At 64.8% G+C, this 12,207-nt stretch carries 7 protein-coding genes and 1 pseudogene; 3 read left to right on the plus strand and 5 right to left on the minus strand.

Features of this window, described 5'->3' with window-relative positions:
• Positions 1–173: 173 nt before the first annotated feature.
• Complete coding sequence (locus ACVW1C_RS14150; protein ID WP_456758947.1) at positions 174–629, minus strand: Lrp/AsnC family transcriptional regulator; 456 nt, start codon at positions 627–629, stop codon at positions 174–176.
• A gap of 155 nt (positions 630–784) precedes the next feature.
• On the opposite strand from ACVW1C_RS14150, the gene ACVW1C_RS14155 reads away from it, so the two are divergent.
• Entirely contained in the window at positions 785–4,429 is a 3,645-nt protein-coding gene (locus ACVW1C_RS14155; RefSeq protein WP_456758948.1) for an indolepyruvate ferredoxin oxidoreductase family protein, read from the plus strand.
• Here ACVW1C_RS14155 and mctP read toward each other — a convergent pair.
• The 4 genes and pseudogenes from mctP to ACVW1C_RS14175 form a co-directional block, all read right to left on the minus strand.
• A complete protein-coding gene (gene mctP, locus ACVW1C_RS14160) occupies positions 4,400–5,890 on the minus strand; it encodes a monocarboxylate uptake permease MctP (protein WP_456758949.1) in 1,491 nt (496 codons plus the stop codon). The two genes, ACVW1C_RS14155 and mctP, sit on opposite strands and share 30 nt — an antisense overlap.
• Before the next feature lie 10 nt (positions 5,891–5,900).
• Complete coding sequence (locus tag ACVW1C_RS14165) at positions 5,901–6,086, minus strand: DUF3311 domain-containing protein (RefSeq protein ID WP_456758950.1); 186 nt, start codon at positions 6,084–6,086, stop codon at positions 5,901–5,903.
• 148 nt (positions 6,087–6,234) lie between these two features.
• Positions 6,235–7,205, minus strand: a pseudogene (locus ACVW1C_RS14170) (Bug family tripartite tricarboxylate transporter substrate binding protein).
• Positions 7,206–7,954: 749 nt separating this feature from the next.
• Positions 7,955–8,866: a LysR family transcriptional regulator gene (locus tag ACVW1C_RS14175; protein WP_456758951.1), complete on the minus strand. Its 912-nt coding sequence runs from the start codon at positions 8,864–8,866 to the stop codon at positions 7,955–7,957.
• Between the two features lie 142 nt (positions 8,867–9,008).
• Between ACVW1C_RS14175 and ACVW1C_RS14180 the strand changes: the two genes are divergently transcribed.
• On the plus strand, positions 9,009–10,157 hold the full coding sequence (locus ACVW1C_RS14180; protein ID WP_456758952.1) for an HlyD family secretion protein: 1,149 nt from the start codon (positions 9,009–9,011) through the stop codon (positions 10,155–10,157).
• A 437-nt stretch (positions 10,158–10,594) separates the two neighbouring features.
• A complete protein-coding gene (locus ACVW1C_RS14185; RefSeq protein WP_456758953.1) occupies positions 10,595–12,205 on the plus strand; it encodes an MDR family MFS transporter in 1,611 nt (536 codons plus the stop codon).
• Positions 12,206–12,207 lie beyond the last annotated feature (2 nt).

Genomic DNA, 12,207 nt, shown 5'->3' on the forward strand with positions numbered 1-12,207 from the left:
CTGGAGGTGCGAGCCTTGCGGCGCAATTGCGCCGCTGGGCGAGCCTCGAAGGATGCACGGCCCGGCTGGTGGCCGTTCGCCCTTCGAGACGGCCGCTACGCGGCTTCCTCAGGGTGACGGGACAAGAAAGTTGAGCGCGTGGCTCCGGCGTGGCCTTCGCGGCGGCATCTCCATCAAAACGGCAGCGCCACGCCGGTCTTGATCTCCTTCAGGATCACGTTGGTGCGGACGTGGCGGATGCCGGGGATGCGGAACATGAACTCGTCGAGGAATCGGTTGTAGGCGTCCATGTCGCGGACGACGACGCGCAGATGATAATCGGCATCGCCCGTCGTCGCGAAACATTCCAGCACCTCGCGGCGCTGCATCACCCGGGCGACGAACTCGTCGACGAATTTCGTGTCGTGCCGCTCCAGCGAGACGTGCAGGATCGCCGAGGTCGCAAAGCCGGCGCGCTCGCGCGCGACCAGCGCCGCATAACCCGAAATGACGCCGGTCTCCTCCAGCGCGCGGACCCGCCGCCAGCACGCCGACGTCGACATCCCGACGGTTTCCGCCAACTGCTGGTTAGTGGCGCGGCCGTCCTTCTGCAGTTCGGCGAGGATTTTCTCGTCTTGCTCTTCGATCACCGCAGAACTCCACTTTGGTGGACTTTACCAATATACGATGTTCAGCGCAACAACATACCGAAATTGAGGTCGCGGGAGAACAGATAGGTAGGACCTACCAGACACTCAGGCATAGCCTTGCCCATTAGACATTGCGATTCCCGAAGGGGTCAGTCATGGGCCAGATGCCGCAACTCGACGCCTACCAGCTGTCCGAGCGCTACAGCCGCGAACGCGGCCGCGTCTTCCTCACCGGCACGCAGGCGATCGTGCGCATCGCGCTCGACCAGATCAGGCGCGACCGTGCCGCCGGGCTCAACACCGCGGGCTTCATCTCCGGCTATCGCGGCTCGCCGCTCGGCGGCGTCGACCTCGAATTGTGGAAGATCGGCGAGCGGCTGAAGCAGAGCCGGATCGAATTCCTGCCCGCGGTGAACGAGGACCTCGCCGCCACCGCCGTGCTCGGCTCGCAGCAGGTCGAGACGCAGAGGGATCGAAAGGTCGATGGCGTGTTCGGGCTGTGGTACGGCAAGGGCCCCGGCGTCGATCGCTCCGGCGATGCGCTGAAGCACGGCAATGCCTATGGCTCCTCGCCGCATGGCGGCGTGCTGGTCGTGGCCGGCGACGATCATGGCTGCGTATCGTCATCGATGCCGCATCAATCCGACGTCGCCTTCATGAGCTGGTTCATGCCGACGCTGCATCCGGCCGATGTCGGCGAATATCTCGCGTTCGGCGAATATGGCTACGCGCTCAGTCGATTTTCCGGCATGTGGGTCGGCTTCAAGGCGATCTCGGAGATCGTCGAATCCGGCGCCTCGGTCGAGCTTGCGCCGCCGCGCACGTTCGTGCGGCCGGATTTCGTACCGCCGCCCGGCGGCCTGCATTATCGCTGGCCGGATCTGCCGGGCCCGCAGATCGAGGAGCGGCTGGAGGCGAAGAAGCACGCGGTCTACGCTTTTGCCAAAGCCAATCCGATCGACCGCCGCATCTACGACATCAGGGACGCCACCTACGGCATCGTCACCACAGGCAAGGCGCATCTCGACCTGATGGAGGCGCTGCGGCTGGTCGGGCTCGATGAGGCCGCCTGCCGCCGCTTCGGCGTCGACATCTACAAGGTCGGCATGGTGTGGCCGCTCGCGCTGCATGATGCGATGGAGTTCGTGAAGGGCAAGCGCGAGATCCTCGTGGTCGAGGAGAAGCGCGGCATCATCGAGAGCCAGTTCAAGGAATATTTCTACGACTATCCCGGCTCCAAGCCGGAGCGGATGGTCGGCAAGCATGACGAAACCGGCGCGCGGCTGATCTCGTGGACCGGTGAGTTATCGCCGCTGATGCTCGCCGATGTGCTGGCGCGGCGGCTCGATCCGATGTTTCCCGAATTGCAGCTCGCCCGCCGCGTCGCCGCGCTCGGGCCCGAACAGGACCGCACGATCGCCGTCCCCGGCGCGACGCGCACGCCGTATTTCTGCTCGGGCTGCCCGCACAACACGTCGACGAAGGTGCCCGAGGGCTCCAAGGCGCTGGCCGGCATCGGCTGCCACTTCATGGCGAGCTGGATGGACCGCGAGACCTCGTCGCTGATCCAGATGGGCGGCGAAGGCGTCAACTGGGCGGCCTCGTCGAAATTCACCGGCAACAGCCATGTGTTCCAGAATCTCGGCGAAGGCACCTACTATCACTCGGGCTCGATGGCGATCCGCCAGGCGATCGCCGCCAACGCCAACATCACCTACAAGATCCTGTTCAACGACGCGGTGGCTATGACCGGCGGCCAGCCGGTCGATGGCCCGGTCAGCGTCCAGGCGATCGCGCACTCTGTCCGCGCCGAGGGCGTGTCGCGGATCGCGCTGGTGTCGGATGAACCCGCGCAGTTCTCGCCGGCGGATTTGCCCGCCGGCGTCACCATCCATCCGCGCGAAGAGATGGACGCCGTGCAACGCAAGCTGCGCGAAATTCCCGGCGTCACCGTGCTGATCTACCAGCAGACCTGCGCCACCGAGAAACGGCGGCGGCGCAAGCGCGGCACGATCGAGGATCCCGCGCGTTTTGCGTACATCAACGACCTCGTCTGCGAGGGCTGCGGCGATTGCTCGGTGGAATCCAACTGCCTCAGCGTCGAGCCGAAGGAGACGCCGTTCGGCCGCAAGCGCAAGATCAACCTCTCGACCTGCAACAAGGATTTTTCCTGTCTCAACGGCTTCTGCCCGAGCTTCGTCACCATCGAGGGCGGCAAGCGGCGGCCGAAGGACACAAGCGCGATCGATCCGCTGGCGCGCGCCGCGGCATTGCCGGTGCCGAAGCTCGCGGCACTGGAGAAGCCCTACGACCTGCTGGTCACCGGCGTCGGCGGCACCGGCGTCATCACGGTCGGCGCGCTGATCGCGATGGCTGCGCATCTCGAGGGCCGCGGCGTCTCGGTGCTCGACTTCACCGGCTTCGCGCAGAAATTCGGCCCGGTGCTGAGCTATCTGCGGCTGGCGGCAGCCCCCGAGGCACTGCACCAGGTGCGGATCGACCAGGGCGCCGCGGACGCACTGATCGGCTGCGACCTCGTCGTGAGCTCGTCGGCGAAGGCGTCCGGTACCTATCGCAAGGGCATGCGCGCCGCGGTGAACATCGCTGAGATGCCGACCGGAGACGTGGTCCGCTTCCGCGACGCAGACCTCGCCTCGCCGGCTCGCTTACGCGCCATCGAGCGGGTGATCGGGTCCGGCAACCTCACCACGATCGACGCCAACGCGCTGGCCGAGCGGCTGCTCGGCGACAGCGTTTATGCCAACATCATGATGCTCGGCTTCGCCTGGCAGCAGGGCCTTGTGCCGGTGTCGCTGGACGCATTGACCCGCGCGATCGAATTGAACGGCGTCGCGGTCGAGCACAACAAGCAGGCGATCGCCTGGGGCCGGCTCGCTTTCGCCGATCCGGAATTTTTGCCGAAAGCGGAAGGCTCTGCGGCCGATGCGCCCGAGGCGCTGGAGCAGGCGATCGCGCGGCGCGCCGATTTCCTCAGGGAGTATCAGAACGAAGCCTATGCCGCGCGCTACCGCGCCACGGTCGACCGTGTCCGTCGCGCCGAGACCGCGCTCGGCAGCCGCCGCGACGAAGGTGCGCCCCCTCTCCCGCTTGCGGGGGAGGGTTGGGGTGGGGGTATCTCCACGAGTTCCATCGCGGAGAGAGCCCCCACCCGTAACGCATCTGGCGATGCGTTACGGCCTCCCCCGCAAGCGGGAGAGGCGAACCGAGTCCGTGGCGAGGCCGAACTCCTCCTCACCGACGCCGTGGCCCGCTCGCTGTTCAAGCTGATGGCCTACAAGGACGAATACGAGGTGGCTCGGCTGCATATGCAGTCGGGCTTCCTCGACGAGCTCAAGCGCGCGTTCGACGGCGACTTCACCGTGCAGTATCACCTCGCACCGCCCTTCCTGCCGGCGCGGCAGGATGCACGCGGCCGCCCGCGCAAGCGCGCGTTCGGCCAATGGATCCAGACTCCGCTGCGGTTGCTGGCGCGGCTCAAGGGACTGCGCGGCACGTCGTTCGACGTGTTCGGCTACACCGCGGAGCGCCGCGCCGAGCGCGAGTTGATCACGTGGTACGAATCGCTGATCGAGACACTGCTCGGCAAGCTCGATGCGGCGCGGCTGCCCGAACTCACAGCGATTGCAAAGGCGCCGATGGAAATCCGCGGCTACGGGCCGGTGAAGGACGCCGCGATCGAGAAGACCAAGGCGGAGGTGGCACGGCTGACCGCGCTTCTCACCTCCGCCCCGTCAGATACGCACGACGGCTCAGGCCGCCGCGCCGCGCTTGGCGGGTGAGATCAAGCCGACCACGACGGTCGCGATCGCGGCCACCACGATGTTGAGCAAGAGCGCGCCGAGGCCGACATAGAAGGTGTAGCTGGAATCGCCGAGCGAGATGCTGGCGAGCGGCTTCAGCCCGTTGCTCCACGCCGTGTAGGTGCCCCAGCCGATGCCGACCGCCCAGCCGAGCAACAGCGCTTCGGCGCGGAACCAGACGGTGAACAGGCCGAACACCAGCGCCGGCAGCGTCTGCACGATCCAGAGGCCGCCGAGCAGTTGCAGGTCGAGCGCATATTGCGTCGGCAGGAACAGGATGAAGGCGAGCGCGCCGACCTTCACCACCAGCGAGGTGATTTTCGCCACCGACGCCTCACCGGCATGCGAGATGTCCGGATTGACATAGGACTTCCAGACATTGCGGGTGAACAGATTGGCGGCGCCGATGCTCATCACAGCGGCCGGCACCAGCGCGCCGATTGCGATTGCCGAGAATGCGAAGCCCGCGAACCATTCCGGGAACAAGGTCTTGAACAGCATCGGCACCACATCGTTCGGCGACGTCGCCTTGATGCCGGCGGCATAGGCCATGTAGCCGAGCAGCGCGATCAGGCCGAGCAAGAGCGTATAGGCCGGCAGCAGGATCGCGTTCTTGCGGATGGTATCCGCCGACTTCGAGGCGAAGATACCGGTCAGCGTGTGCGGATACATGAAGGCGGCGAGCGCCGAGCCGAGCGCCAGCGTCGCATAAGGCAGATACTGAGCGGGCTTCAGCGTCAGTCCGGTGGCGCCGCCCTTCGCCGTGAAGGCATCGTTGGCCGCCGAGAACACAGCGCCATAGCCGCCGAGCTTGGACGGCACCACGACCACGGCCGTCAGCACCACGATGTAGATCATGATGTCCTTGACGAAGGCGATCAGCGCCGGCGCGCGCAGGCCGGAGCTATAGGTATAGAGCGCGAGGATCACGAAGGCCGCGATGATCGGCAGCTCGCCGGTCAGGCCCATCGCCTTGATCACGACCTCCATGCCGATCAGCTGCAACGCGATATACGGCATGGTCGCGACCAGGCCGGTCAGCGCCACCGCGAGCTCGAGGCCGCGCGAGCCATAAGCGCCATGGACGACATCCGCAGCGGTGACGTAGCCGTTGGCATGCGCCTTCTTCCACAGCACCGGCATCACAGCGAATACGAAGGGATAGACGATGATGGTGTAGGGCAGTGCGAAGAAACCGTAGGCGCCGACGGCATAGACCAGCGCCGGCACCGCGATCACGGTGTAGGCGGTATAGAAATCGCCGCCGACCAGGAACCAGGTGATCCAGGTGCCGAACTGGCGGCCGCCGAGGCCCCATTCGTCGAGATGCTCGCTCACCGGGCCGGATTTCCAGCGCGCGGCGAAGAAGCCCATCACGGTGACGAGGGCGAAGAAGAAGATGAAGACGGAAAGCGCAACCCAGGCGATGTGATCGGTCATTGCTCTCCCCTCACCGCTGCTCGTCGGCGTCAGGCCGCCGGCTGCGATAGACCAGCCAGATCAGCAGTGAGGAGATCGGCACCCAGGCGAGTTGGTACCAGTAGAAGAAGGGAAAGCCGAACAGCGAGGGTTCGGCGAAATTGTAGAACGGCACCCACAGCAAGCCGATGAACGGCAGCAGCAACAGAAACCACATGGCTCATTCCCCAGCCCGGGGTCCGATCAAAACCGGCGGTGTTGCCGGCGTCCCGTCATCAACGACCCCAGGAACCATTGGTTGCGTCTAGAATCACGGTTGCGGCATGGCGATGCAAAAAAATGTGATCGTTGTGCCGGCTGGACACCTACTCCGCCTTGATGCCGGCGTCCCGGATCACCTTGCGCCAGCGCGCCTCCTCAGCCGCGAAGTAGCGGTCGAGCTCGGCCGGAGGCTGTGCCGCCATCACGAGGCCCTCATTGACGCTGAGCTTCCAGAAGGCCTCCGCCTGCGTGGCCTTGGCCGCCGATTTGTTGAGGCGGTCGACGATGTCGGGCGGCGTGTTCGCAGGCGCGTAGAGACCGTACCAGGATTCGGCGACATAGCCGGATACGCCGGCTTCCGACACCGTCGGCAATTGCGGCAACGCGGACGAGCGTTCCGCCGAGGTCACCGCGATGGCGCGCAGCTGTCCGGCTTCGACCAGCGACGCGCAGCTTGCCACCGTCGTGAACATCACCTGGATCTGGCCGCCCAAGAGGTCGGTGATCGCGGGTGCCGCGCCCTTGTAGGGCACGGTGGTCAGATTGACGCCCGCCATGTGCTTGAACAATTCGCCGGCCAGATGCGCCGAGGTGCCGGTGCCATAGGTCCCGTAGGACAGTTTTCCGGATCGGCCTTCGCAGCCGCGATCAGATCGGCGATCGACTTGATCGGCGAAGCAGGATTGACCACGACGACGTTGAACGAGCGCGCCACCAGCGCCACCGCGGCGAAGTCCTTATGCGCATCGTAGGGCAGCTTGCTGTAGAGGCTCGGATTGACCGCGTTGGCGAAGGTCGCCATCAGCAGCGTGTAGCCGTCGGCCGGGCTGGTGGCGACACTCTGCGTGCCGATGATGGTGCCTGCCCCCGGCTTGTTCTCGACGATCACGGTGACGCCGAGATCCTTCTGCATCTCCTGCGCCAGCGTGCGCGCGACGACATCGGTGCCGCCGCCCGGCGCGAACGGCACCACGATCTTCACGATATGGTCGGGATAGGCGGCGTGCGCCGGCGCCTGCGGCAGCGCGATTGCTACGATCACGAACAGGATGGCGGTCAGGACACGAAGCGGCATGGCAGGCCTCGGCGACAGTTGGGGCGACCTTCATACACGCCTGTGCCATGCAAGGATGCCAGGTGGTCATGACGAGTAGAACAAGCGCTGCGCGACGTCCCGCCATCCTGAGCAACGCGCAGCTACACTGGCTTGGTCGAAGCGGTCGACAAGGTTTCGCCTCAACGGATGAAGGAAGCAGGGATCACCACGAAGCTGAAACGAGGATCGTTTACGGCAATCTCTTGTGTGCGTTGCAGCGCGGAGCTTGAACAAGTGGTGTTGCAGGAGATCCAGGTCGCCAGAAACAAGTGGCAATTCCGGTGTACCTCTCGGGACGTTCGGAACCGCGCATGCTAACGATGGAACCCTCAGATCAAGGAGGGGCGTTATGCGAGCTGTATTGACTGCCGGGCTGGCTGGGTTCGTCTTATCAACGACATTGGGCGGATTGTTTGAAGACGCTCATGCGCAGAGTGCAAAAGCGAAGCCCAAACCCCAAGCGCAAGGGCAGATGATATGTAATTCGGGAGGATGCAGGCCGGTCAAACCGGGCTGCAAAGTCGAAGCCCACCGAAACGTTGGGCAAGTAGAGGTTTGCAGCAATTCTGGTCCGAGGCCGCTGTATTAAGCACTAACGCGGCGACGACGTAACCTAGGCCTTCGCGAAAATGGCGGGCTTTTTCGTCTGACATCAGCTTATGGCGTTTGCGCCATAATGCCGGAAGCCTTGGCGCGGGAATGGCGGATGTGAAGTACCGCGCACTGCCTCACGAGTAAGGATTGATCAGCTTCTGCTGCTCGGTGGCGTGATGCACCAGGAGATCGATGAAGACGCGCACCTTCGCCGAGAGGTGATGGCGGTGCGGGTAGATCGCGTTCATGGTGAGCTCGACCGGACGGTATTCGGGCAGCAGCCGAACCAGCTTCCCCGATTCGAGTTCGTCCCGGACCAGGAAGCCCGCCGCGAGGAACACGCCGACGCCGGCGAGCGCCGCGAGTTTCAGCGTCTCGCCGCTGTTGGAGACGAGATTGCCGGCCACCTTCACCGCTGCCGGCGCGCCCTTGCGGTCGACGAAGTGCCACTCGTCGCCGAACGGGTAGTTGATATGACGAACGCAGTTGAGGCTCGCGAGGTCGTCGAGCCGCTCCGGCTTGCCGTGCGCCTCGGCGTAGTCATGCGAGCAGCACAGCACGTGCCGCCAGGTGGCGATGCGGCGCACGATCAGCGCGGAATCGCGCGGCTGGATCATCTGCACGGCGAGATCGAAATTTTCGTCGAGCAGGTCGGCCGAGCGTTCGCCGATCATCAAGTCGACCTTGACCTCGGGATAGGTGGCGAGGAACTCGGTGACCGTCGACGACAGGAACTGGACCAGATGGGTGTTGGTGAAGATGCGCAGCGTGCCGCGCGGCACCGATTGCTGCGCGCCCGCGACCTCATCGGCCTGCTCGATGTCGGCGAGGATCTGGATGCAGCGCTCGTAATAGGCCTGGCCGACCTCGGTGAGGCTGACCTTGCGCGTGGTGCGGTTGAGCAGCCGGGCACCGAGCCGGTCTTCCAGCGACTGGACGTGGTTGCTCACCATTGTCGTGGACATGTTGAGCTTGCGGCCGGCGGCGGAAAAGCCGCCGGAATCCACGACCCGGACGAAGGCAGTCAAACTGGTCAGGCGATCCATGTAGCAAGGTCCGGATTATCAGCGCTGGCTTGATAATGCTTCCAGTTTTATCGGGATTATCACAGCGGGGAGGACATTGCATCTAACGGGCGTATCCGGCGCCCTTTCTGGAAGGACGCGAATGTTCGGCCAGGAGACAATCATGTCGACCACGTCCTATATCCCTGAAGAATCTGCCAAAATCGGCCTCCGCCCGTCGCGGCGGACGGTCAAGCGGGTGGCCATCGGGCTTGCCGCCCTGCTCGGCGTCGCCGTGGCCAGCGACTTCGGCTACGACTACCTCACCACCGGCCACTATCTCGAATCCACCGACGACGCCTATGTGAAGGCGGACTCCACGATCATCGCCCCGAAAGTCTCGGGCTACATCGCCCGCGTGCTGGTGACCGACAACCAGCCGGTGAAGGCCGGCCAGCTGCTGGCCGAGATCGACGACCGTGATTACCGTACGGCGCTCGGCCAGGCCAAGGCCGATGTCGACGCCGCCGACGCCTCGGTGCGCAACCTCGACGCCCAGCTCGAGCTGCAGCAGCCGATCATCGACCAGAGCACCGCCGATGTCGAAGCCGCCGAGGCCAATCTGAAATTCGCCCGGGAAGAGCAGAGCCGCTACGACGGCCTGATGAAGTCCGGCTCCGGCACCATTCAACGCGCGCAGCAGACCGACGCGGCGCTGCGCAGCACTACCGCGCAGTTGCAGCACGCGAAGTCGGCGCTGTCGGCGGCGCAGCGCAAGGTCGATGTGCTGACCACACAGCGCGCCCAGGCTGTCGCGCAGGCCGACCGGGCCCGCGCGGTCGAGCAGCAGGCCGAGCTGAACCTGTCCTACGCACGGATCACCGCGCCGGTCGACGGCACGGTCGGCGCCCGCACGCTCCGCGTCGGCCAATACGTGCAGGCCGGCACCCAGCTGATGGCGGTGGTGCCGCTCGATGCGGTCTATGTGGTCGCCAATTTCAAGGAGACGCAGCTGACCCACGTGCGCAACGGCCAGCCGGTCGAGCTCACTGTCGACAGCTTTCACGGCACCACGCTGAAGGGCCATGTCGACAGCCTGTCGCCGGCCAGCGGTCTCGAATTCGCGCTGCTGCCGCCGGACAACGCCACCGGCAACTTCACCAAGATCGTGCAGCGCGTGCCGGTGAAGATCGTGCTCGACGATCACAGCCTCACCGGTCTCTTGCGGCCGGGCATGTCGGCGATCCCGACCGTCAACACCAAGGCGACCGTGCTGGCCGAACGCGAGGAGAAGCGGCGGCTGGCGTCGGCGACACGTGCGAGCGGCGGTTAGCGTTCGAACGTTCTTTGACTGATTTGACGCGATCGGCCGTGAGGGTCGATCGCGCTTTGCTGTGACCTTCTTCGTTCCGCGCACGCCGGTGGAAGGGCTCCCTCCCCCCTTGCGGGGGAGGGTTGGGGAGAGGGGTGCCGCTGGCGCTGAGATCAGACGGATCGCGATTGCGCACCTGCTGCAAGTGACGCGTCGGCAGGATTGAAGCAGTTCCGGCAAATTGACGTCAGCGCGCCCGGGGCCACCCCTCTCCCCACCCTCTCCCGCAAGGGGAGAGGGAGCCTGAGAGATGTGTCCACCTCACTCGTCGACCCCACGGGGCCGCAGTGGCCGCGGTGTCGATTATCAATTTCTGCCGGACAATCCTTCCAGTCTTTCCCGGATTATCGAAACTGGCCGCCTAATACATCTTATCTGGGCAAGCAAGGACGATCCCGATGACCGCGCTCCAGCCCACCGCCAATGCCGCTGATCTCACCGCCCCCGCAGCGCCTGCCGCGCCTGCGATCCCGACGAGGACCTGGATCGCGGTGATCGGCGCCACGCTCGGCGCGTTCATGGCGGTGCTCAACATCCAGATCGTCAATGCCTCGCTTGCCGACATCCAAGGCGGCATCGGCGCGGGCATCGATGACGGCGGCTGGATCTCGACCTCCTATTTGATCGCCGAGATCGTGGTGATCCCGCTGTCCGGCTGGCTCGCGCAGGTGTTCTCGGTGCGGATCTATCTGCTCACCAACGCGTTCCTGTTCCTGGTATTCTCCGGCGCCTGCGCGCTGGCGCAAGACCTGCCGCAGATGATCGCGCTGCGCGCCGTGCAGGGCTTCACCGGCGGCGTGCTGATCCCGATGGCATTCACGTTGATCATCAAGCTGCTACCGAAGGCGAAGCAGCCGATCGGGCTTGCGCTGTTCGCGCTGTCGGCGACATTCGCGCCGGCGATCGGCCCGACCATCGGCGGCTATCTCACCGAGAACTGGGGCTGGCAGTACATCTTCTATGTCAATCTGGTGCCTGGCGCCGTGATGATCGGGATGCTGTACGTCTCGCTCGATCCGAGCCCGATGAAACTGTCGCTGATCCGCCAGGGCGACTGGCTCGGCATCATCACCATGGCGATCGGCCTCGCCGCGCTGCAGACCGTGCTGGAAGAAGGCAACAAGGACGACTGGTTCGGCTCGCCCTTCATCGTCCGCCTGTCGGTGATCGCAGCCGTGGCGCTGGTCGCCTTCCTCATCGTCGAGTTCACCGTCGCGAAGCCGCTGCTCAATCTGCGCCTGCTCGCCCGCCGCAATTTCGGCTTCGGCATGCTGGCCAACTTCCTGCTCGGTATCGCGCTGTACGGATCGGTGTTCATCCTGCCGCAATATCTGTCGCGCATCCAGGGCTACAACGCCGAGCAGATCGGCATGGTGCTGGCCTGGACCGGCCTGCCGCAGCTTGTGCTGATCCCGCTGGTGCCGCGGCTGATGCAGCGCTTCGATCCCCGCATCGTCATCGGCGTCGGATTTGCGCTGTTCGCTGGCTCCAACTTCATGAACATCTACATGACCAACGACTATGCAGCCGATCAACTGCTCTGGCCCAATGTCGTCCGTGCCGTCGGTCAGGCACTGGCATTCGCTCCGCTGTCGGCAGTTGCGACGGCCGGAATCGAGGCGGAGAATGCCGGATCGGCGTCAGCGTTGTTCAACATGATGCGCAACCTCGGCGGCGCCATCGGCATTGCCGCGCTGCAGACACTGCTGACCAAGCGCGAGCAATATCACTCCAACGTGCTGATGCAGTCGGTCTCCATGCTGGAACAGGCGACCCGAACGCGGATTGAGGGATTGACCCAGTATTTCCTGAACCACGGCGTTGCCGATCACGCCGACGCCACCCACCGCGCGATCGCGGCGGTCGGCAAGGTCGTGCAGAAGCAGGCCTACATCCTTGCCTTCAGCGACACCTTCTATTTGCTCGGTGTGGCGCTGATCGTGGCGCTGGTGGCGGCGCTGTTCCTGAAGAAGCCGGGCCAACTCGCTGGCGGCGGCGGTGCACACTAACC

This window comes from Bradyrhizobium sp. USDA 4011 (assembly GCF_054063415.1).